Here is a 21,594-nt window from a genome sequence, read left to right as displayed (position 1 = left end):
AGGAAGTTTTGATCTGCTTTATGAGCCGGTTTCCGTTAAGGGAAGGCTGCGCAGAATGAGAAGGACAGACAAGGGGAAGGATTGTTTACCTAAGCTAAACAAAAAATCAGGAATACTTTTCAAAACCACACCGAAAACAGACAGTTGAGACAGCCCACCTCCAACTGTATTTTTCATGGCAGGAAATTGAGCCACGAAAAATACCCCTGAATCCATCATCAATTAGCTCATAGAGCGGCATTACAGTTACGTTTCGCCCTCAAATTGCTCACGATGCCAGCCACTTGGAGCCCTGCCTGGGTGTCGGGGCGATTCGGAGGACTTGCCGCGGTCAGGAGATAGCGTAGGGGTGCAAGCGCCCTGTTGTTTGACCGGGGCGCTTGTGGTTCGTCCGGGGGACGAACCACCCCGGGAGTTCAGGGTGCGCCCGTAGCTATCTCCTGACAAGGGCACCGGTGCGCAGCACCGGCAAGTGCTCAGCCCGGACACCCAGGCAGGGCTCCAAGTGGCGTCTTTCTGCCAAGGTGGAGTACTGAACAAACAACATTACGCCAGCAAACGGCAAGGCAACCCAAGCGTTCTATTGGGTTGTTTAATTTCCGAGCTGACATATGACCTTAAAAAGACATATATCTTCTCTTACCTGCGTTTATTTTCAGAGCACCAGAACAGCAAAAAGAAGCGGGGGAGCGCTCAAACGGCCTCCCCCCATCTTCAAAACAGCCCGTCCGCAATTACTGCGCCGTCTCAACCAGCACCAGCTCAGCATCCTCCAGCGCCTGAACTTCCAGCGTCGTTTCATTGCGAATCGCCGCCCCATCACGGGCATTCAACTCCAGACCATTTACCGAAACCCGCCCTGTGGCAGGCACCAGATAAGCCAGATGCTCGGCAGGCAAAGACAGAGTCGTGCTTTGACCTTTCTTCAAGGTCGCTCCCAGCACACGGGCCTGGGCACGAATCGGCAAAGCCTCTGCGTCACCCTCAAAACCACTGGCCAGGGCGACAAACTGCCCCGAACGCCCATCCTTGGGGAAAGGCTTGGCCCCCCAGGCTGGCGGTAAACCACGACGCTCTGGCTGAATCCAGATCTGGAAGATCCGTGTCGTCCCGCTTTCCAGGTTGTACTCCGCATGGCGAATACCCGTGCCGGCACTCATCACCTGCACATCACCGGCTTCAGTACGCCCCTTATTGCCCAAACTGTCCTGGTGGCTGATCGCCCCTTCACGCACATACGTAATGATCTCCATATCGGCATGATCGTGAGGTGGAAACCCGGTGTTGGACGCAATTGTGTCGTCATTCCAGACACGCAGGGCGCCCCAGCTCATACGAGCGGGATCGTAGTAATTAGCAAAAGAAAAATGGTGCTTGGCGTCCAGCCAGCCGTGGTTGGCACCGCCCAGTTCATTAAAAGGCCGATGTTCAATCATGATGCGCTCCTTAATATTGGATACTAAAAAGAATTCTAGGCGTCTTGCTGATTGAATAAAATAGAATCAATAGCATAGAATTCATTCCAAAAACGACATGAAAACATTACCGGATCTACAAGCCTGGGCCATCTTTGCCACTGTGGCGGAAACCGGCTCCTTTGCCCAGGCAGCCGAAGTTCTGGGTCTGTCACAACCTACTGTCTCCAAGGCAATCACCCGGCTGGAAAAACAGCTGCATGTGTCCCTGTTCCACCGTACCTCCCGACGCCTGTCCCTGACAGAAACCGGGCAGGCCAGCCTGGAACAGGCCCAAGCCGTTCTGGCTGCCGGACAGAACGCGGAAGCCCTGGCACGCGACCAGAAAGAAAGCCTGCAGGGACGTATCAAGATTGCTGCCCCCATGTCCTTCGGGCTGGAGCATCTGGCCCCTTTGCTGCCCGCTTTCATGGAAAAGCACCCGGCCGTGCTGCTGGATCTGCACTTTAACGACGCTCAGGTCAACATCGTGGAACAAGGTTTCGACATGGCCTTGCGTATCTCGACCATGGATGATTCCAGCCTTCTGGTGCGCCGTCTGTGCAATTTGCGCCTGCGGCTGGTTGCCGCCCCCAGTTACCTGGCCAAGTACGGCAGACCCTCACACCCCAGCGACCTGGCTCAGCACATGAGCCTGCGCTACGCCTACGAGCGACGCGGCAGTGTCTGGCGCTTTCAGCAAGGGCAGGAGTATTACTCCCAAACCGTGCCCTGTGCTTTGCAAGTCAACAATGCCCAGGCCCTGATCCCACCCTTGCTTGAGGGCCTGGGGCTTAGCGTGCTGCCTCAATTCCTGCTGGGCGATATGGTCGAGCAAGGCCAGTTGGAAATCGTGTTACCGCAATGGGATTTGCCCAGCCTGACCTTGCATCTGCTGACGCCTCCGGGCCGCTCGCGCTCGGCTCGTGTGCAAGCTTTTATCGATTTTCTGGTCGCGGGATTTGAACAGGCAGCCTGGGCCGATACCGGCCAGTAAGAGACTGCTTACGTTTTGCCGCTAGACTGTCTGGTCCACGCTTGTTTTCTAGGAGATCACTATGGATACACGTCCTCCCTTGCCACCTTTCGATCTGGAGAGTGCCAGCCAGAAAGTGCGTGCCGCCGAGGATGCCTGGAATAGTCGTGACCCGGTCAAGGTTTCGCAGGCATATACCGTGGATACGCGCTGGCGCAATCGCAGCGAGTTTCCGCAGGGTCGAGATCAGGTTCAATCTTTTTTAGAACGCAAATGGCAAAAAGAGCGTGAATACCGCTTGATTAAAGAAATCTGGGCCTGGCATGAAAATAGAATTGCCGTGCGTTTTGCTTATGAATGGCAAGATGAATACGGTCAGTGGTGGCGCAGTTACGGAAATGAAAATTGGGAATTTGACGAGCATGGCTATATGGCGGTGCGCCATGCCAGCATTAACGATATGGCAATTACAGAATCCGAACGCAAGTTCCGTTGGCCCTTGGGGCGGCGCCCCGATGAGCATCCGGGTTTGAGTGATCTTGGCCTTTAATTAAACCTGGGTGGCTGATCCTGGATACGCTCAGATTGCGGTGGTTCGGGACGAATACGCCACCACAGAAATAAAAATCCGGTTTGCACTTGGCTAAACCGGATTTTTTTTAATATTTAATCTTTATGTTTCATTCTTCATGGTCTGGAAAGAATAAAGGGCGAAATATTGAAGTTTCCCTGTTCGCAATCAAAGACACACGCTTGGATAAATGGTTTAGTGTTGGGTTAGCCTTCGTTCATCTCCAAGGAGTCTTCTATCATGAATCACCCTGCTGGCCCGGATACGGCCGCCGTGGATCGCACTGGGCCTTCCAGTCATTATTCCCGATTGATCGAGCAAGCTCGCAAAGAGCACAGTCGAATTTGTGTGGTGGCTCATCCCTGCGATGATGTGTCCCTTGGAGCCGCCTTGCAGGCACGGGCCCAAGGCCTGTTCGAGATCGTGCTGGTTGGCCCGCAGGCCCGTTTGCATTCCGTAGCGGCAGAGCATGGTTTAAGCCTGGAAGGGGTCACCTTGATTGATACCCCCCACAGCCATGCCTCGGCAGAGCGAGCCGTAGAGGAAGTGCTGGCCGGACGTGCCCAGTTGCTGATGAAAGGCAGCCTGCATACGGATGAACTGATTCAGGCCGTGCTGTGCACCCAGGGCAAGGGCTTGCGGACTGGTCGCCGTTTGAGTCATGTTTTCATCATGGATGTGCCCAGCTATCCGGAACCCTTGTTTGTGACGGACGGCGCTATCAATATTTTCCCCGATCTGAGCACCAAGGCGGATATTGTGCAAAATGCCATTGATCTGCACCACGGCCTGGGCTTGGGTAAACCGTTGGTCGCCATCCTGTCTGCGGTCGAACAAGTGACCGAAAAAATCCCGACCACGCTGGAAGCGGCGGCCTTGTGCAAGATGGCTGATCGCGGCCAGATTACGGGCGGTGTGCTGGACGGCCCCTTGGCGCTGGATAACGCTATCAGCCCCGAGGCGGCGCGCATCAAAGGAATTGTGTCGCCCGTTGCGGGCAAGGCGCAGATTCTGGTGGCCCCTGATCTGGAGGCCGGCAATATGCTGGCCAAAAACCTGACCTTCCTGTCCGGCGCCCAGGCTGCCGGTATCGTGATGGGGGCTCGTGTGCCTATCATTTTGACCAGCCGAGCCGATAGCGCCCAGACCCGCATGGCCTCTTGTGCGGTTGCCAGCCTTTACGCGGGTTATCTGGAACGTAAAGTTGCTGTGGAGGCTGCGCACTAATGAGCGAGCAGATTCTGGTCATTAACGCAGGCAGCTCCAGCCTGAAGTTTCACATGTACAAGGTCCAGCCGGGCGACCAGCTGGATTTTGAGTTTGGCGGTCAGGTTTCGGGCATTGGCAGTAGCCAGCCAGCCTTCAAAGTTAAAGATGCCCAGGGCCAATCCATGGTCAAGCAGGACCTGGATGGCGAGCAGGCCAAGGACCTGCATACAGCTCAGGCTTTGGTGGCGCGCTGGCTGCTGGAGCATGTGGATGGTCGACCTATTGCCGTTGGCCACCGTATCGTGCACGGGGGCGCCCGCTACGACAGCAGCGTACCCTTGACCCCGCAGGTGCTGGAGTATCTGGACAGCCTGTCACCTTTGGCACCACTGCATCAGCAGAACAATCTGGCTCCTGTTCGCGTGATCTTCGAGCACTACCCGGAAATCTTCCAGGTAGCGTGTCTGGATACGGCCTTCCATCAAGGACATGCCCCGCATTTGCAGCACTTTGCATTGCCTGGTCGGTTCTTTGAACAGGGCGTGCGCCGCTACGGTTTCCACGGCCTCTCCTATCACTATATTTCCCAGCACCTGCGTCGCGAAATTCCCGAACTGGCTGACGGGCGCGTCGTCGTTGCTCACCTGGGCTCAGGTGCATCGGCTTGCGCCTTGCAAGAAGGCCGCAGCGTTCATACCACCATGGGCTTTACGGCGCTGGACGGCTTGCCTATGGGGACTCGTCCGGGGCGTCTGGATGCCGGTGTCGTGCTGTGGATGCTGGAGCAGGGAATGGAGCACGATGAGATCCAGTCCGTGCTCTACACCCAATCCGGGCTGAAAGGCTTGTCCGGTGATCAAGCGGATATGCGAGCGCTGGAGGCTTCCGATGACCCTCGTGCCAAGCTGGCGGTGCAGTACTTCTGCTATCACACGGCAGAGAATCTGGCGGGCTTGTGCGTGGCCTTGAAGGGGCTGGACACCTTGGTGTTCACGGCGGGGATTGGCGAGCACAGCCCGTCTATTCGGGCAGGCATCGCCAGGCACCTGGAGTGGATGGGGGTGGAGATTGATCCGGTTCGCAATCAGGCAGGGAAAACCGTCATTTCGACAGGCGACAGTCGGGTCAAGGTCCTGGTCATTCCCACCAACGAAGAGCGGGTCATAGCCGAGCAGTCTCTCGCCTTGGTGAGGAAAAAGTCATAGCGCTACCGTGGCGGTTTGAAGCCCCGGCCTCAGTCCGGGGCGCGTTCCCGCGTTATTTCCGCTTGTAGCCATTGTCGAAATGCGATCAATGGTGGGTAGTCGCAGCGTCCCGTCGGACAGGCCAGGTAGTAAGCCTCCGTGTTCAGGCAGGGCGAGTCCAGAGCCAGAACCAAGTCTCCGCGACTGAGCTCCTGTTTGAACAGAAATGTGGGCAGTAAGGCAATCCCAAGGTTGGAAATAGCTGCTTGTGTAATCAGCGCAAACTGGTCAAGCAGCATGCCGTGAATATGCACGTTCTCCACGCCGTTGGCGTTGAACCAACGCTCCCAGGCATCGGGCCTTGAGACCAGATGCAGTAAAGGTGCCTTGAGCAAGTCAGCTGCCGTCTGGAACTGATAATGCTCGCGAAGGGCGGAACTGCAGGCAGGTACCACGGTTTCTGACATCAGAAAATCCAGATTCGCCCCCGGCCAGTCGGGCAGGCCGTAATGGATGGCGGCATCCACATTTTCCATTTGAAAGTCAAACGGTTGCAGGCGCGTCAGCAGGTTAATGGTGATGCCGGGGTATGCAGCCACAAACTCTGGCAGCCGGGGGGCAAGCCAACGAGTCCCGAACGTGGGCAGGATGGCCAGGTTCAGCGTTCCGCCATGCGGATTGGCTTTGAACCCCAGGGTGGCGTTGGCAATGCGTCGAAGAGCATCGCTTAGCTCTTGGGCGTAAGTGCTACCCGCCTGAGTCAAACGAACCGTCTGGCGTTCTCTGACGAAAAGTTCCGCGCCCAATATTTCTTCCAGCAGTCTGATCTGTCTGCTGACGGCGCTTTGGGTCAGATTCAGCTCGCCCGCTGCTGCCGTGAAGCTGCCCAGCCGTGCGGCGGCTTCAAAGGCAATCAGGACGTGCATGGGAGGAAGAAAACGTTTGGGAATGGACATGCTGGTTTGCTAAGGGAAAACGTTTAGTCATTCTATTTAGGAATGACTTGAGTTGGAATCATCGTTTGACCCCTCTTGCCACTGCTCACAGAATGAGGTGCAAGTTTGCTAAGTATTTCAGGCTTATAAGATGACGGGCTTCCGCTGGCTGTGGTGTGAAGGAGTGCATACGAGTACACGGAAGTGATTCATTAATGGACTGACCTTGCCTTGTCGACAGGTCATGCAATTTGCTGGCGGTTCTATGGACACCTCTGTTTTTGTTTCTAAGGACGAAATCCGTTCCCGTTTCTCAGGCGCCATGTCGGCCATGTATCAGCAGGAGGTGCCACAGTACGGGGCCTTGTTGAGCCTGGTGCACGAGATCAATGCCAGTGTGCTCAAGCATGACCCAGCATTACGCAGCGCCTTGCAGCAGCAGTCGGAGCTGACCCGTCTGGATGTGGAGCGCCATGGCGCCATTCGGGTTGGTACAGCGGCGGAGCTCAAAGGGATTGCAAAGATTTTTGCTGTCATGGGTATGTATCCCGTTGGTTATTACGATCTGTCGGTGGCGGGTGTACCCGTCCACTCCACCGCGTTTCGCCCTGTGGACGACCATGCGTTACAAACCAATCCCTTCCGGGTGTTCACCTCTCTGCTCAGACTGGAGCTGATAGAGGATGCGAATCTGCGAGCGCAGGCAGCTGCAATCTTATCGCAACGGACTATTTTTCCCTCAGGGTTGCTGGAGTTGGCGGAACAGGCGCACATGTCTGGTGGCCTGACCGAACTGCAGGTCACGGAGTTTGTGGCTGCCGCCACCACTGTTTTTCGCTGGCATCGCCAGGCGACTGTCGATCAGGACACGTATCGCAAGTTGCATGAGGCCCATCGTCTGGTGGCCGATATTGTTTGTTTCAAGGGCCCCCATATCAATCACCTGACTCCCAGAACCCTGGATATTGATGCGGTACAAGAGGCCATGCCCCAATGGGGGATCCCTGCCAAAGAACTGATTGAAGGCCCACCGCGCAGGCGCCATCCCATCTTGTTGCGCCAAACCAGTTTCAAAGCCTTGGAGGAGGAGATTGAGTTTGCCGGTCAAGCCAGGGTAGGGTCTCATACCGCACGTTTTGGTGAGATAGAGCAACGTGGCGTGGCTTTGACCCAGGCGGGCCGGGCACTTTATGACTCCTTGTTGGCTCAAGCCAGAGATGCCGGGCAGCAAGCCGCTACTACACAGACGTATGCCGAACGTCTCCAGCACGTGTTTGCTCAGTTTCCAGATGACAGCGATGAAATGTACGAGCGTGGGCTGGCTTTTTTTCGGTTTGAACCACGGGATCCTGCTATCTGGCAGCAGGAACTGGCTGCCGGCCGGCCCTGGAACCTGCCTGATTTGATCAAGCGCGGCGTAGTCGCATTGACCCCCATTACTTACGAGGATTTTCTGCCAGTTAGCGCGGCGGGGATTTTCCAGTCCAACTTGGGGGATGCTGAACAGAGAAACTATGTATCGCAAGCGGCTCGGTCTGAGTTTGAACGCGATCTGGGTGGCCCCGTGCTGGATGAAATTGAACTTTACCGCGCTGCTCAGATGCGTTCCGAGCACGCCTTGCAGCAACGTTTTCTGGCGGAGTCGAGGTCATGAACGCGGACGGGCGCAGCCATGGACTCTGGCAGGCATCAGCTCCAGCCCCTCTGGTCTGCGAGCGTTTACAAGGCCAAGTCCAAGCGGATGTTGCGGTTATTGGCGCTGGGTTTACCGGCTTGTCCGCGGCCCTGAATCTGGCACAGGCTGGAGCGCGGGTAGTGGTCCTGGAAGGGGCGCAGATCGGCTTTGGCGGATCGGGACGAAATGTGGGGCTGGTCAATGCTGGCTTGTGGCTTGAGCCAGAGACGCTGCTCAAAACATTGGGTTCTTATTACGGGGACCGCCTATTGCACTTGTTAAGCGGGGCGCCGGCTGCTGTGTATGAATTGGTAGCCCAACACCGGATTGATTGTCAGGCCGTGCAGAATGGTACTTTGCACTGCGCGGTCGGCGCGGGTGGCCTTCGCAACATCCGGAAGCGTTGGCAGCAATGGCAAGCTCTCGGGGCGCCGGTGGAGTTGCTCGATCACACACAGGCTACGGCGGCAACGGGAACCACCGCCTATGCGGGTGCCTTGCTGGACCGGCGCGCGGGCACGCTCCAGCCTTTAGCCTATGTTCGAGGACTGGCGCGGGCAGCGATCACGGCGGGGGCCCGCATTTGCGAGCAAAGTGCCGTCAGGCGGGTTGAGGATGGTCGCACGCACTGGGTGTTGCAAACGCAGGATGGGGAGGTGCTGGCACCTTGGGTCATTGTGGCGACCAATGCCTATACCAGCGATATCTGGCCAGCCTTGCCCGCAGAACTGGTGCGTCTGCCTTATTTCAATGTGGCCACGCAACCGCTGGATACTGCACTGCGCGCCCAGATTTTGCCGGGGGGGCAGGGTGCGTGGGATACGCGTTCGGTTTTGTCCTCGTACCGCTTCGATCAAGCCGGTCGCCTGGTGTTTGGCAGTGTGGGGGCATTGCGCGGACGCGGACAAGCAATACATAAGGCGTGGGCGCAACGCGCATTGCAGCACTTGTTTCCGGCCTTGAAGCACGTGCAGTTTGATTATGAATGGTATGGCTGGATAGGCATGACGTCTGATGCCGTACCCCGCCTGCATCAACTGGGGCGACAGGTCTTGTCATTTAGCGGCTACAACGGGCGTGGCATTGCTCCTGGAACGGTCTTTGGATGTGAGCTGGCGCATCTGGTTCTGGGGCGGATCAAGGTGGAAGAGCTGCCTTTACCTCTGTCTCCGCTCAAGTCGGTCCCATGCAAGTCTGGGAAGGAGGCAGTTTATGAATATGGCGCACAGTTGGCGCATCTTGTCGGTGCCCGCAGCCCCCAGGGGCGGCGTCGGTCTTGAGGACAGACTTTTTTTAAGGAATGGGCGTGTTTCTGAAAGCCGATATTCCGCATTTTTTATAGGGTACAGGTATGACTTACACAAGCATGACGCAGACAAGCGAACTGGCACATTCCACCCTGGCCCAATTGGGTGTGACGGCTGCGCTGGATGTTCAAGGGGGAATGTCGGTGCGCTCGCCTATCGACGGGGGCATTCTGGCCCATCTGCGGCCTCACAGCAGCGAGGAGCTTAGCAAGGCGATTGCTCGTGCCCATGATGCCTGGCAGGTGTGGCGTACCGTGCCTGCGCCGGCACGAGGTGAGCTGGTTCGACTGCTGGGCCAGGAGCTGCGGGCCCAGAAGCAGGCTTTGGGCCAGTTGATTTCCCTGGAGGCTGGAAAGATTACGAGTGAGGGCTTGGGTGAAGTCCAGGAAATGATTGATATCTGCGACTTTGCGGTGGGTTTGTCCCGACAGCTCTACGGTTTGACAATTGCCTCTGAGCGGCCTGGTCATCGCATGCTGGAAACCTGGCATCCATTGGGAGTGGTCGGGGTGATCACCGCTTTTAATTTTCCCATGGCGGTGTGGGCCTGGAATACTGCGCTGGCCTTGGTGTGTGGCGATGCCGTGATTTGGAAGCCCTCCGAAAAAACACCCTTGTCCGCCCTGGCGTGCCAGGCTGTCTTTGAGCGGGCAATGGCGCGGTATGAGGCCGGGCCGGCGCACCTGAGCCAAGTGCTGATTGGTGGGCGCGAAGCCGGAGAGCTACTGGTTGATGATCCCCGGGTGGCGCTGGTGTCGGCCACCGGCAGCACACGGATGGGTCGGGAAGTGGGGCCTCGTGTGGCGCGTCGTTTCGGGCGCGTTTTGCTGGAACTGGGGGGCAATAATGCCGTTATTGTCACGCCTAATGCGGATCTGGATCTGGCGGTCCGGGGGATTGTCTTTGCGGCGGTCGGGACGGCGGGGCAGCGCTGTACAAGTACACGACGCTTGATTGTGCATCGTAGTGTCAGTGAGCAACTGGTAGAACGGCTCAAGCAGGTGTATGGCAAGCTCAGGATTGGCAATCCGTTGCAGGAAGGAACGCTGCTGGGACCTTTAGTCGATCGGGCCTCTTTTGAGGCGATGCAGACCGCACTGGATGCGGCGCGCGCTCAAGGGGGGCGGGTTAGCGGTGGAGAGCGGGTGCTGGAGGATGAGTTCGCATCGGCCTATTACGTCAGACCAGCCATCGTGGAAATGGACAGCCAGACCGATACGGTACGGCAGGAAACCTTCGCACCTATTTTGTATGTGCTGCGCTATGAGAACCTGTCCGAGGCACTGGCGCTGCAAAACGATGTTCCGCAAGGCCTGTCGTCCGCCATTTTCAGTAATGACTTGCGTGAAACTGAGGAGTTTCTGTCGGCCAGCGGTTCGGACTGCGGTATCGCCAACGTCAATATTGGTACTTCCGGGGCGGAGATCGGTGGCGCCTTTGGTGGGGACAAGGAAACCGGCGGGGGGCGCGAGTCCGGTTCCGATGCCTGGCGTGCCTATATGCGCCGGGCGACCAATACCATCAACTACTCCCGAGAATTGCCATTGGCTCAGGGGGTGAAGTTTGACCTTTGACGCTGCCTGAGCGTTCGGACGGAGGGTCCTAGCCGATGATCGGCCGGGCCTGGCTGTTGGGTGACGTGCGCCTATAGCAAGCGAAGCATATCGTCGGGGCGCCCCGGGCGGGTCAGAACTGCCCCGCCATTGAATAAAAAGCGAGGAGACAATAATGACCATGCCTGAACAGGCAGGCCAGGGTGCGCTCGCGCACGGCCTGAACTCAAGACAGATGTCCATGATCTCTATCGCGGGGATCATTGGTGCCGGACTGTTCATTGGATCAGCCAATGCCATCGCGAAGACCGGGCCGGCAGCGGTACTGTCCTATATCTTGACGGGAGCATTGGTGCTGCTGGTCATGCGGATGTTGGGCGAGATGGCTGTCGCCAATCCTGATAGTGGCTCATTTTCCACCTATGCCGCGCGGGCGATCGGGCCCTGGGCGGGATTTTCCATTGGCTGGCTGTATTGGTGGTTCTGGGGCTTGATCATTCCCGTTGAAGCCATTGCCGGGGCCTATATCTTGCATCAATGGATGCCGGGTATCCCTTCGTGGCAGTTTTCCATTGTCATCATGGTCGCCTTGTCGATGACCAATCTGTTTAGTGTCAAGAATTTTGGCGAGTTTGAGTTCTGGTTTGCCTTGATCAAGGTGCTGGCCATTATTGTGTTCATTGTGGCCTGTCTCTGCGCCCTGACCGGCTTCTGGCCCTGGGTTGACGGGGGGAAGGTGCCGATGATTCCCGTGTTCAGCAACTTCGCGCCGCAAGGCATGGGCGCCGTGTTGGCGGGTATCCTGATTACGATGTTTTCATTTTTTGGGGCGGAGATCGTGACGATTGCCGCCGCCGAAACTGATAACCCGCAGGAAAAGATACGTAAGGCGACCAATCTGGTGGTCTACCGTATTTCCCTGTTTTATGTATTGTCGATTTCCTTGATTGTGCTGATCGTCGGTTACGACGATCCCAGGCTGATGCAGGTAGGGTCATTTCAGCGCACGCTGGAAGTTCTTCGCTTGCCTGGGGCTAAGCTAGTTGTGGATGTAGTGGTACTGATTGCGGTGACTTCCTGCATGAACTCCGGCTTGTATACGGCCTCTCGAATGATTTATTCCCTGTCCGTCCGTGGTGATGCTCCTGCTTGTATTGCCAGGGTATCGTCCAAAGGTGTGCCTTATAACGCCGTACTTGTATCGACCTTGGCCGGTTTTGCAGGCTGCCTGGTGAACTATCTCTTGCCTGGACAGGTGTTTTCGTTCTTGCTATCCACAACGGGTGCGATTGCCCTGATCGTTTATTTGGTGATTGCTGTGTCCCAGCTACTGTTGCGTCGCCAGGCAGAAAACTCAGGCATAGATTTGCCATTCAAGATGTGGTTTTTCCCCTGGCTGACTTATCTGTCCATCGTGCTGATCTTGGCGGTGCTGGTGTATATGGCGATGGTGGAGGCGTACCGCTATCAGTTAGCCATGACTTTGGGTGTGAGCGCGTGTATTGTGCTGGCGGCATTAATGAGGCTCAGGCGCAGTTCAGCACGGGGCCGGTCTGTCAGGCAGCAAGAGGCGTCGTGATCTTATACGGTGCCTGCGGCAAGACGTGGGTCTGCCGCAGGCTGTTCTTTATACGCGCTTCTGGACCAGACCAGCAGCCACGGTCTGGTTCGTGCTGGGGTCAATCAGGATGAAAGAGCCCGTGCTGGAATGATCCTGATAATCGTCCAGCACCAGTGGGTCACGGCTGACCAGGCTGACACGGCCAATATCATTCAGGGATAAGCTGCCAGTGGCTTGCTGCTCTTGCAGGCTATGTACATCGCGCAAGGCATGAACGGCTTGCACCTTGGCTTGGGTAAGGCGCGTGCCTTGCTTTAACCAGTAAGAGCGGGTGGTGTTCAAGGCCTGCTCGTCCAGCCAGCACAGCTGCGCATCAAAGTGTTTGCTGGTGCTTACCTCTTCATGGGCCAGTGTCAGCAAATCGCCCCGTGAAATGTCCAGTTCACGATCCAGCGCCACAGTCACGGCGTCCCCGTCGCTGACAGATGTTTGTTCCGTACCCGCGCGAAACAGCTGTGTGATCACCGCCGTTTTTCCGCTAGGCCATACTTGAACGCTATCGCCCACCTGGATACGGCCGCCACTGAGCTGACCGGCGTAGCCACGGAAGCCATCAGCACGGCTGCCGCCATGACGCGCCACCCATTGCACAAACAAACGGGCAGGGCGCTGAATGTTCTCGCGCAGATCCAGCGATTCCAGCAAAGGCAGCAGTGGCAAACCTTGATACCAAGGCGTGTGTGGCGAAGCCCGGGTGATGTTCTCGCCCTTCAGGGCCGAGAGCGGAATGATGTGAAAGTGCTCAATCCCCAGCTGGGTAGCCAGTTGGCGATAGGCTTCATGGATACGGTCGAACACGGCTTGGTCCCAATCGACCAGGTCCATCTTGTTCACCGCCACCACGATATGGCGCAGGCCCAGCAATTTGGCAACCGTGCTGTGGCGCTTGGTCTGGGTCAGCAGTTCACCGTCCTTGGCGCGGTGCGCATCGATCAGAATAATGGCGGCCTGGGCGGTGGAGGCCCCCGTAATCATGTTGCGGGTGTACTGCTCGTGACCGGGGGTATCGGCCACGATGAATTTGCGTTTGGGGGTCGCGAAGTAGCGATAGGCCACGTCAATCGTGATGCCTTGTTCGCGCTCGGCTTCCAGGCCGTCGGTCAGCAGGGCCAGATCGGGTTCGGCGTCCTCGCCACGCTTGTATTTGGAGCGCTGGATGGCCGCAATCTGGTCGGCAAACACGCCCTGGCTGTCTACCAGCAAGCGGCCAATCAAGGTGGATTTTCCGTCGTCCACGGAGCCAGCGGTAATCAGACGCAGCACGCCTTGATCGGCAGCCTGCAGCCAGGCGTCATTGACTGTGTTCATTAGAAATATCCTTGTTTCTTGCGGTGTTCCATGGAGGCTTCGGACGTCTGGTCATCCATGCGGGTGGCGCCACGCTCGGTAATGGTGGCCAAGGCGGTTTCAGCAATAATGTCTTGCACGGACGCGGCGGTAGAGAGCACCGGGCAGGTGCAGGAAATATCGCCTACGGTGCGGAAACGCACATCGCGCCATTCAGAGGTTTCCCCATCCAGCAAGGGAGTCAATGGCGTGATGGGTACGATCAGCCCCTGACGCTCCACCACTTCGCGCGAGTGGGTGTAGTAGATGGATGGCAGATCAATGGCCTCACGCTGGATGTATTGCCACACGTCCAGCTCGGTCCAGTTGGAAATCGGGAATACGCGCAGGTTCTCGCCCTTGTGAATACGGGTATTGAACAAGTGCCACAGCTCGGGGCGTTGCGCTTTGGGGTCCCATTGGCCGAATTCGTCGCGAAAAGACACGATGCGCTCTTTGGCGCGGGCTTTTTCCTCGTCACGGCGGGCGCCACCGAAACAGGCATCAAAGCCAAATTCGGCAATCGCTTCCAGCAAGGTGACGGCTTGGGCCCCGTTGCGGCTGGCGGTTTCATTGCGCAGCACCACGGTGCCGCGCGCGATGGAATCCTCCACGCTGCGCACAATCAGTTCGGCGTTCAGCTCGGCGGCGCGGCGATCCCGAAATTCGATCACTTCCGGGTAGTTGTGGCCGGTGTCCACATGCATCAAGGGAAACGGCAGCGGGCCGGGCGCAAAGGCTTTCTGGGCCAATTGCAGCAGCACGGCGGAGTCCTTGCCGCCGGAGAACAGCAGCACGGGTTTTTCAGCTTCAGCCGCGATTTCACGCAGAATAAAAATGGCCTCGGCTTCCAGCCAGTCCAGATGAGTACGGGTAGAGAGTGGTTCGCCCATGGGGTTCCTTCAGGTGTTGACACTGCTATTCAGATTGCTGGCATGCAGGCCGCATTCCAGGCTGTCGCGCTGTTCCCACCACCAGCGCCCGGCGCGCACGTCCTCACCGGGGCGAATGGCGCGCGTACAGGGCTCGCAACCTATGGAGGGGTAGCCCTGGTCGTGCAGCGGGTTGTAGGGGATGCTCAAGCCACGGATCACGGCCCAGACATCGTCCTGAGTCCATTCGATCAAGGGATTGAATTTCTGCAGCCCAAAGACGCTGTCGTATTCCTTGCTGGACAGTTCGGTGCGGCTGGCTGTTTGTTCGCGGCGCTGACCGGTAATCCAGGCTGATCGGCCTTGCAAGGCACGACGCAGTGGCTCCACCTTACGGATCGCGCAGCATTCCTTGCGCAGCTCCACGCTTTCGTAAAAAGCATGTGTGCCATGCGCGCTGACGTGTTCCTGCACCCGGTCCGGATTCGGGTGAAAAAACAGGATGGGGCGTTCGTAGTGCTGCTGGACGTCCCGCCCCAGCTGCAAGGTCTCTTCGTGCAGACGACCAGTATCCAGGGTGACGGTTTGCAACTCGGGGGTGTAGATGGACATGGCATGAAACAGCACCATGTCTTCCGCAGCCAGAGAACTGGCCAGAACGGCATCCGTGTGTTCGAGCGCGATGTATTGCAGATCGTCGCGCAGCTGTTTCCACAGCATCAGTGGCCGGGCGCTCAGGGCAAGCGCGGCAGGGGCTTGGGCGGGCATGATCAGATGTCCTTGCGGCAATACCAGTACCGGCCCTGCTCAAAACGGAGTCACGTGGGCCGCGCTATCGCCTTTACATGGTTCATGAAGTGATGAGCCAGTGTGCTTGCGCGAGCCCTCGCTGGGAACGAAGTATTAGTTAGGTGAATATGCCCTTGCTGTATTTAGCCGCCTTGTCATTGTGTTTTCAGGCCCGTCGGCTGGCGGCAATAATGGCGATGATGACGATGCAGGACAGCCAGGTCAGCAAGTCCACTTGCTCGCGTAACCATACTGCCGAAATCAGTACGGTCAGGAAGGGTTGGGCCAGTTGTACCTGACCAATACGGGCCACACCACCCATGGCCATGGCCTTGTACCAGGGGAAGAAACCCAGCAAGGAAGAGAACAGGGCCAGGTAGAGCAGAGCCATGACAGATTGGGAAGAGGGCATTTCTGTCATGGGAAAAGTCAGCCACAAGGTGGCAGGAATGGTCAGCGGCAAGCTGGCTGCCAGGCACCAGCAGATGGTGCGCCAGCCACCCAGGGTACGGGCAACACGCCCCCCTTCGGCATAGCCTACGCCAGACATGAATACCGCCAGAGCCAACCAGATATCGCCGGTTTGCAGGGCGCCCTCACCGATATAGAAAGCGTAGAGCAGCACCAGTACGGCACCCAGCAGGCTCAGCATCCAGAAGCGGCGGCTCAAGGGTTCACCGCTGCGGGCGGAGGCAACAATGGCGGTGGCCAAAGGAATCAGCCCGCTCAATACGGCCCCGTGCGAGGAAGGCACGGTCTGCATGGCAATCGAGGAAAACACGGGCCAGCCTACGATTACACCCGTACAGGACAGGGCAATCCCGCGCCATTCCGACGCAGTGGGGCGACGGCTGCGGGTTGCCAGCAAGATGATGGCCGCAAACACCCCCGCGATACTGGCTCGTGCCATTCCGACCAGCCAAGGGTCAAAGCTTTGTACCGCCAGCCGTGTCATGGGCAAGGTGAAGGCAAAGACGGTAACCCCGATAAAAGCGTAGAGATAGACCAGCAATGCTGGGGCGGTACTGGGCATGGGAAGACTGGTGCTGCGGCTCATGAAAATCACCACGGATGAGAAATAGGTTTATCACAGCTTTGAGCTTAAAATAAATAAACAATACAGTTGCGATACAGTTCATCAATCAGTCGGTCAAGCTGTACTGGTCAAACTTCCGCTACAGTCGGTTTTCTCGCTTGGAGCTCAGCATCATGGAATGGTTGGATTGGCAGCCCGTGCGCGGTTCGGACGTGACACTTAGCGATCAACTGGTCGCCTGGGTGCAGCAGGCCCTGCATTTGAGGTATCGGGGCGGCAGTCGCTTACCCTCTGTGCGCCGGTTGGCGCAGTCTGCCGGGGTCAGTACGCATACTGTTGTGGCCGCGTACGACAAGTTGATGGCCTTGGGCTTGGTGGAGTCCCGGCCCGGTTCCGGTTTCTTTGTGCGGGTGCGCAGCCCTCGACGCCTGCGTTCCGAATCCCTGCATGTAGAAAAGAATGAGCCGCGCAAAATAGATGTGAACTGGATGTTGAACAGTTTCATGGGGCATAGCGACAGCGCGGGCATTCCCAGTCAGTGGCTGGATAACGAGATGATTCTGGCGGCCTTGCGGCAGGTCAGCCGTAGCGCCGGCTCCAACTTGCTGGGCTATGGGCATTCGCATGGCTACAGGCCCTTGCGTCAGCACATTGCGGGACAACTGGAAGATAGCGGCATACAGGCAGATCCTGATACGCAGCTTTTATTGTGCAGTGGTGTTACGCAGGCGCTGGATTTGCTTCTGCGCCATTGGCTACGGCCTGGTGATGCGGTTGTTGTGGAAGATCCGGCCTGGTATCTCTTGTTTGCTCGCCTGGCGGTGGTGGATGTGCGAGTGCTGAGTGTGCCACGCCGCGCAGATGGCCCGGACCTGGCGGTACTGGAACAGCTGGCGCGCGAGCATCGTCCACGTCTGGTCATTTTGAATACCGTGGTGCATAACCCCACCGGCTTTAGTTTGAGTCCGGCGGTGGCGCACAGCATTCTGACTTTGGCCCAGACCTGGGACTTTCACATTATTGAAGACGATACCTATAGCGAGCTGCACGCCAATCCTGCCTGCCGTCTAGCGCAATTGGATCAACTGAACCGGGTGACATTGGTGGGGGGCTATTCCAAAGTCATGGCAGCTGGTTTGCGGGTGGCGTATATGGCAGCAGCTCCTGAACTGCTGCAGTCTTTGGTGAATCTGAAAATGCTGGCAGGGCTGACGTCACCGGAGCTGGGTGAGCGGGTCATTCACCGGGTGCTGGTAGATGGACCCTATCGCAAACACCTGGAGCGGTTGCGCCGTCACGCCAACGCCGACAGGCATAAAACCCTGGAGCAATTGGCGCATGTAGGCCTGGCGCCGGACGCACCACCCCAGGCGGGCATGTTTGTCTGGGTGGATACGGGTGTGGATACGGAAAGTCTGGTGCGTGCTTTGGGGCGACCAGGGCATTTATTGGTGCCGGGGGCCTTGTTTTCCCCGCAACAGCAACCATCTACATATATGCGTATTAATGTTTCTTTAGGCGACGATGCGCAGTTTTGGCAGGATTTTGCCCGTTGTTTGTTCAACGCCAAGCAGTCCTCCAGCCCCGTGGCCAGCGAAGTAGCCTTATAGCTTGAACGCTGATAGTTGCACTGTCATCCAGCTCTGTTAGCATAAGTCTGTGCGACGCATAGAAAGAAGTTTTTATGCGAAGCGCGATAGCTAATAGCAATGAACGTTATTGCATTAATCAATTTTACTAATCGGCAGTGGCTTCCTATAATGGCTTTACTGTCAATGATTAATCACTCACCGGAGCAAATATGTCTTTGATCAACACCGTCATCAAACCTTTTAAAGCACAAGCTTTTCACAACGGCAAATTTATCGAAGTCAGCAACGAAACCGTTGCCGGTAAGTGGGCTGTTTTCGTTTTCTACCCAGCCGACTTCACGTTTGTTTGCCCAACCGAACTGGAAGACCTGGCTGACCACTACGCCGAATTCCAGAAAATGGGCGTAGAAATTTACTCGGTGTCCACCGACACTCACTTTGCTCACAAAGCATGGCACGACACTTCGGAAGCCATCAGCAAAGTTAACTACCCAATGATCGGTGACCCAACTCATCAGCTGTCGCGCAACTTTGACGTGCTGATCGAAGAGGAAGGTATCGCTCTGCGCGGTACGTTCGTGGTGAACCCAGAAGGCGAAATCAAGGTCCTGGAAATCCACGACAACGGTATCGGCCGTGTGGCTTCCGAACTGCTGCGCAAAGTTAAAGCTGCTCAGTACATCGCCGCTCACCCCGGTGAAGTTTGCCCAGCTAAATGGGAAGAAGGCGCCAAGACGCTGACTCCTTCCCTGGATCTGGTTGGCAAGATCTAAGACCTTTTAAACACGGGTCTTTAGCGGTGGTCGGCGCGCTGCGCCGCCACCCCGGTGCCTGACCGGTTCAGGCACCTCAAGTTGTTTCGTTCAGTACAGGATAAAGGGCGTTTCACATGTTAGATGCAAACATCAAAACTCAATTGAAGGCATACCTCGAGAAGATCACGCAACCGATCGAGATCGTTGCGACGCTGGATACTGGCGCCAAGTCCGTCGAGCTGCGCGAACTGTTGCAAGAAATTGATGGTCTGTCCGACAAGACCAGCTATCGCGAAGATGCGGATGCGCAAGAGCGCAAGCCTTCCTTCAAAATTAACCGTCCCGGTACCGACATTAGCGTGAGCTTTGCGGGTATCCCGATGGGACACGAATTTACCTCTTTGATCCTGGCCCTGCTGCAAGTGGGTGGCCACGAGATCAAACTGGATGCCGCTGTGATTGAGCAGATCCGTAATCTGCCCGGCGACTTTGTTTTTGAAACGTATTTCTCGCTGTCGTGCCAGAACTGTCCTGACGTGGTGCAGGCCTTGAACGCCATGTCCGTGATCAACCCACGTATCAAGCACGTGGCGATTGACGGTGCCCTGTTCCAGGACGAGGTTCAGCAGCGCAACATCATGTCGGTTCCGGCCGTGTTCTTGAATGGCGAAATGTTCCATCAAGGCCGTGCCAGTGCTGAAGAGTTGCTGGCCAAACTGGATACGGGCGATAACTCGGCTCGTGCCGAAGCCTTGAATGCCAAGGACGAGTTTGATGTGCTGATTGTGGGTGGTGGTCCTGCAGGTGCTGCCGCTGCTGTGTACGCCGCTCGCAAGGGTATTCGTACGGGTGTATTGGCCGAGCGTTTTGGTGGCCAGGTTCTGGACACCATGTCGATCGAGAACTACATCTCGGTGGTCGAGACTAATGGTCCTGCGTTTGCAACGGCGCTGGAGCAGCACGTCAAAGCCTACGATGTGGACATCATGAATCTGCATCGCGCCAAGGGCATTCGTCGTGAAGGCAAGCAGGTCATTGTGGATGTGGATGGCGGTGCTCAGCTCAAAGCCAAGTCCGTAATTCTGGCTACTGGTGCCCGCTGGCGCGAACTGAATGTGCCTGGTGAGCAGGATTACCGTAACCGTGGTGTGGCGTACTGCCCGCACTGTGATGGTCCTTTGTTCAAGGGCAAGGATGTGGCGGTGGTTGGCGGTGGTAACTCCGGCGTTGAGGCGGCAATTGACCTGGCTGGTTTGGTCAAGCACGTTACCTTGATCGAGTTCGGTGATGCCTTGCGTGCTGACCAGGTCTTGCAGACCAAGCTGCGCAGCTTGCCTAATGTGACGATCATCATGCAGGCTCAGACCACTGAAGTTCTGGGTGATGGCACCAAGGTGGTGGGTCTGAATTACCTGGACCGTGCTACTCAGGAAGCCAAGAGCCTGAAGCTGGATGGTGTATTTGTTCAGATCGGTCTGGTGCCCAACACGGAATGGTTGAAGGGCAGCGATGTAGGTTTGTCGCGTCATGGCGAGATCGAGGTTGATGCTCGCGGTGCGACTTCGCTGGCTGGTGTGTTTGCAGCGGGTGATGTGACGACCGTGCCTTTCAAGCAGATCGTGATTGCTGCTGGTGAAGGTGCCAAGGCTGCGTTGAGCGCTTTTGATTACCTGATCCGTAGTTCGGCTGAAGTTGAAGAGCCGGCAGCAGAGAAGGTGACTGCTTAATTATTTCTGATTGTTGGACCTGGCTGTTCAAGAGGGCCACCCTGTTTTGGGGTGGTTCTTTTTTTTGTCTGTGGGTGGGGTGACAAGTAGTTGTTGTGTATCGGGAATGCTTCAGCATAGATCCCGTTCTTTGAGAAAAGTCGTCTCAGGAAAGACGCCGCTCAAGCCGTCTGCCCCTGCCTCGGGGCTTGACTACTTGCCGGTGCTGCGCACCGGTGCCCTTGTCTGTTCTGGAATCCGGGCGCCCTGTGAACTCGCGGCGTACTTGGTCCCCCGGACCAAGTACAAGCGTTCCGCTCAAACAGCACAGGGCTTGCATCCCGGATTCCAGAACAGCCCGCGGCAAGCAGTCTGAATCGCCCCGAGGCAGGGGCAGACGGCTTGAGCGGCTCGATGCATGAGATGGCGCGATTTTTCAGTCGTTTCATGTACGAGAAATTGGCAGGGATGTGGAACAAAAGAGGTGTTTGATTTCCTATGTTCCATGTGGAGACAACTGGCGGTTTGTGATGTGTCCTGAGCAGATGGTCATGATCCTGCCAACTAGCTGTTGATGGACGCTAAATTGGCGGGGTTTCTTGTTTTCTGTTGGTCTACCTACCTACCTACCTACCTACCTACCTACCTACCTACCTGTCTGCTTGTCTATTTGGCTGTCTGTCCATTTATTTCTTCGTGTTTACTTGTCAGTCGATCTGCTTGTCTGGCAACTAAGCACCTACCCGCCCACATGTTTTTTGATGCAGTGGCCAATCATGATCATCTTGCTCTAATTTGAATGTGCCGATGCTGATTTGTGATTCAGCTCTACATGTAAATACTTCCTCACTGCATACACCGTCTCAGGCTTAGAAGTTGGTTTAATGCTTGCTGACGCTATAAACCACTGCTGCGGCCTGCGGGGGCGCGGGGCGATTCAGACTACTTGCCGCGGGCAGAAAGACAGGGCGGGATGCAAGCATTCTGCTGTTTGAGCGCGACGCTTATAGCTCGTCCGGGGGACGAGCTATCG

At 56.7% G+C, this 21,594-nt stretch carries 18 protein-coding genes; 11 read left to right on the top strand and 7 right to left on the bottom strand.

Annotated elements, in window-relative coordinates:
* Window positions 1–18 precede the first annotated feature (18 nt).
* Entirely contained in the window at window positions 19–219 is a 201-nt protein-coding gene (locus N879_RS06375; RefSeq protein WP_009454811.1) for a hypothetical protein, read from the bottom strand.
* Between the two features lie 515 nt (window positions 220–734).
* On the bottom strand, window positions 735–1,436 hold the full coding sequence (locus tag N879_RS06370) for a pirin family protein (protein WP_009454813.1): 702 nt from the start codon (window positions 1,434–1,436) through the stop codon (window positions 735–737).
* Between the two features lie 97 nt (window positions 1,437–1,533).
* Here N879_RS06370 and N879_RS06365 point away from each other — a divergent pair, with 97 nt between their 5' ends.
* From N879_RS06365 to N879_RS06350, 4 genes are all read left to right on the top strand, one after another.
* Window positions 1,534–2,451: a LysR family transcriptional regulator gene (locus tag N879_RS06365; RefSeq protein WP_009454814.1), complete on the top strand. Its 918-nt coding sequence runs from the start codon at window positions 1,534–1,536 to the stop codon at window positions 2,449–2,451.
* 61 nt (window positions 2,452–2,512) lie between these two features.
* Entirely contained in the window at window positions 2,513–2,980 is a 468-nt protein-coding gene (locus N879_RS06360) for a nuclear transport factor 2 family protein (protein WP_009454815.1), read from the top strand.
* Between the two features lie 261 nt (window positions 2,981–3,241).
* On the top strand, window positions 3,242–4,228 hold the full coding sequence (locus tag N879_RS06355) for a phosphate acetyltransferase (RefSeq protein ID WP_009454816.1): 987 nt from the start codon (window positions 3,242–3,244) through the stop codon (window positions 4,226–4,228).
* A complete protein-coding gene (locus N879_RS06350; protein WP_009454817.1) occupies window positions 4,228–5,415 on the top strand; it encodes an acetate/propionate family kinase in 1,188 nt (395 codons plus the stop codon). Before N879_RS06355 ends, N879_RS06350 begins: the two co-directional genes overlap by 1 nt.
* Window positions 5,416–5,444: 29 nt before the next feature.
* On the opposite strand, the gene N879_RS06345 is transcribed toward N879_RS06350, so the two are convergent.
* Complete coding sequence (locus tag N879_RS06345; RefSeq protein WP_009454819.1) at window positions 5,445–6,350, bottom strand: LysR family transcriptional regulator; 906 nt, start codon at window positions 6,348–6,350, stop codon at window positions 5,445–5,447.
* 244 nt (window positions 6,351–6,594) lie between these two features.
* Here N879_RS06345 and hglS point away from each other — a divergent pair, with 244 nt between their 5' ends.
* The 4 genes from hglS to N879_RS06325 all read left to right on the top strand — a co-directional run bounded on the left by hglS (window position 6,595) and on the right by N879_RS06325 (window position 12,443).
* Window positions 6,595–7,983 carry a 2-oxoadipate dioxygenase/decarboxylase HglS gene (hglS, locus tag N879_RS06340; RefSeq protein ID WP_031232389.1) on the top strand — a complete coding sequence of 463 codons (1,389 nt, stop codon included), beginning with the start codon at window positions 6,595–6,597 and terminating at the stop codon, window positions 7,981–7,983.
* Window positions 7,980–9,284, top strand: a complete 1,305-nt coding sequence (locus N879_RS06335; RefSeq protein ID WP_009454823.1) for an NAD(P)/FAD-dependent oxidoreductase — start codon at window positions 7,980–7,982, stop codon at window positions 9,282–9,284. Before hglS ends, N879_RS06335 begins: the two co-directional genes overlap by 4 nt.
* A gap of 71 nt (window positions 9,285–9,355) precedes the next feature.
* Window positions 9,356–10,885, top strand: coding sequence for an L-piperidine-6-carboxylate dehydrogenase (gene amaB / locus N879_RS06330; RefSeq protein ID WP_152978308.1), 1,530 nt, complete (start codon window positions 9,356–9,358; stop codon window positions 10,883–10,885).
* A gap of 154 nt (window positions 10,886–11,039) precedes the next feature.
* Entirely contained in the window at window positions 11,040–12,443 is a 1,404-nt protein-coding gene (locus tag N879_RS06325; protein ID WP_009454829.1) for an amino acid permease, read from the top strand.
* A gap of 48 nt (window positions 12,444–12,491) precedes the next feature.
* Here N879_RS06325 and N879_RS06320 read toward each other — a convergent pair whose 3' ends face one another.
* From N879_RS06320 to N879_RS06305, 4 genes are all read right to left on the bottom strand, one after another.
* Window positions 12,492–13,793 carry a sulfate adenylyltransferase subunit 1 gene (locus tag N879_RS06320; RefSeq protein WP_009454831.1) on the bottom strand — a complete coding sequence of 434 codons (1,302 nt, stop codon included), beginning with the start codon at window positions 13,791–13,793 and terminating at the stop codon, window positions 12,492–12,494.
* Complete coding sequence (cysD, locus tag N879_RS06315; protein ID WP_009454833.1) at window positions 13,793–14,704, bottom strand: sulfate adenylyltransferase subunit CysD; 912 nt, start codon at window positions 14,702–14,704, stop codon at window positions 13,793–13,795. Before cysD ends, N879_RS06320 begins: the two co-directional genes overlap by 1 nt.
* A gap of 9 nt (window positions 14,705–14,713) precedes the next feature.
* Window positions 14,714–15,451: a phosphoadenylyl-sulfate reductase gene (locus N879_RS06310; RefSeq protein ID WP_022983217.1), complete on the bottom strand. Its 738-nt coding sequence runs from the start codon at window positions 15,449–15,451 to the stop codon at window positions 14,714–14,716.
* Between the two features lie 187 nt (window positions 15,452–15,638).
* Window positions 15,639–16,529: a DMT family transporter gene (locus N879_RS06305; protein ID WP_009454837.1), complete on the bottom strand. Its 891-nt coding sequence runs from the start codon at window positions 16,527–16,529 to the stop codon at window positions 15,639–15,641.
* A gap of 152 nt (window positions 16,530–16,681) precedes the next feature.
* Between N879_RS06305 and N879_RS06300 the strand changes: the two genes are divergently transcribed.
* From N879_RS06300 to ahpF, 3 genes are all read left to right on the top strand, one after another.
* Complete coding sequence (locus N879_RS06300) at window positions 16,682–18,118, top strand: aminotransferase-like domain-containing protein (protein WP_009454839.1); 1,437 nt, start codon at window positions 16,682–16,684, stop codon at window positions 18,116–18,118.
* Window positions 18,119–18,309: 191 nt separating this feature from the next.
* The gene (ahpC, locus tag N879_RS06295) at window positions 18,310–18,873 is read left to right on the top strand and encodes an alkyl hydroperoxide reductase subunit C (protein WP_009454841.1); all 564 of its coding nucleotides are present in this window, start codon (window positions 18,310–18,312) and stop codon (window positions 18,871–18,873) included.
* Between the two features lie 116 nt (window positions 18,874–18,989).
* A complete protein-coding gene (gene ahpF / locus N879_RS06290; protein ID WP_009454843.1) occupies window positions 18,990–20,582 on the top strand; it encodes an alkyl hydroperoxide reductase subunit F in 1,593 nt (530 codons plus the stop codon).
* Window positions 20,583–21,594: the final 1,012 nt, after the last annotated feature.

It is taken from the genome of Alcaligenes sp. EGD-AK7, assembly GCF_000465875.3.
Classification (GTDB): domain Bacteria; phylum Pseudomonadota; class Gammaproteobacteria; order Burkholderiales; family Burkholderiaceae_B; genus Alcaligenes; species Alcaligenes phenolicus.
Note: the sequence above shows the minus strand (reverse complement) of the source record. Positions and strands in the feature narration are given on the sequence as shown.

Coding starts and splice junctions, on each gene's coding strand:
- N879_RS06375 (WP_009454811.1), bottom strand. CDS start 219: ATGATGGATTCAGGGGTATTTTTCGTGGCTCAATTTCCTGCCATGAAA.
- N879_RS06370 (WP_009454813.1), bottom strand. CDS start 1,436: ATGATTGAACATCGGCCTTTTAATGAACTGGGCGGTGCCAACCACGGC.
- N879_RS06365 (WP_009454814.1), top strand. CDS start 1,534: ATGAAAACATTACCGGATCTACAAGCCTGGGCCATCTTTGCCACTGTG.
- N879_RS06360 (WP_009454815.1), top strand. CDS start 2,513: ATGGATACACGTCCTCCCTTGCCACCTTTCGATCTGGAGAGTGCCAGC.
- N879_RS06355 (WP_009454816.1), top strand. CDS start 3,242: ATGAATCACCCTGCTGGCCCGGATACGGCCGCCGTGGATCGCACTGGG.
- N879_RS06350 (WP_009454817.1), top strand. CDS start 4,228: ATGAGCGAGCAGATTCTGGTCATTAACGCAGGCAGCTCCAGCCTGAAG.
- N879_RS06345 (WP_009454819.1), bottom strand. CDS start 6,350: ATGTCCATTCCCAAACGTTTTCTTCCTCCCATGCACGTCCTGATTGCC.
- hglS (WP_031232389.1), top strand. CDS start 6,595: ATGGACACCTCTGTTTTTGTTTCTAAGGACGAAATCCGTTCCCGTTTC.
- N879_RS06335 (WP_009454823.1), top strand. CDS start 7,980: ATGAACGCGGACGGGCGCAGCCATGGACTCTGGCAGGCATCAGCTCCA.
- amaB (WP_152978308.1), top strand. CDS start 9,356: ATGACTTACACAAGCATGACGCAGACAAGCGAACTGGCACATTCCACC.
- N879_RS06325 (WP_009454829.1), top strand. CDS start 11,040: ATGACCATGCCTGAACAGGCAGGCCAGGGTGCGCTCGCGCACGGCCTG.
- N879_RS06320 (WP_009454831.1), bottom strand. CDS start 13,793: ATGAACACAGTCAATGACGCCTGGCTGCAGGCTGCCGATCAAGGCGTG.
- cysD (WP_009454833.1), bottom strand. CDS start 14,704: ATGGGCGAACCACTCTCTACCCGTACTCATCTGGACTGGCTGGAAGCC.
- N879_RS06310 (WP_022983217.1), bottom strand. CDS start 15,451: ATGCCCGCCCAAGCCCCTGCCGCGCTTGCCCTGAGCGCCCGGCCACTG.
- N879_RS06305 (WP_009454837.1), bottom strand. CDS start 16,529: ATGAGCCGCAGCACCAGTCTTCCCATGCCCAGTACCGCCCCAGCATTG.
- N879_RS06300 (WP_009454839.1), top strand. CDS start 16,682: ATGGAATGGTTGGATTGGCAGCCCGTGCGCGGTTCGGACGTGACACTT.
- ahpC (WP_009454841.1), top strand. CDS start 18,310: ATGTCTTTGATCAACACCGTCATCAAACCTTTTAAAGCACAAGCTTTT.
- ahpF (WP_009454843.1), top strand. CDS start 18,990: ATGTTAGATGCAAACATCAAAACTCAATTGAAGGCATACCTCGAGAAG.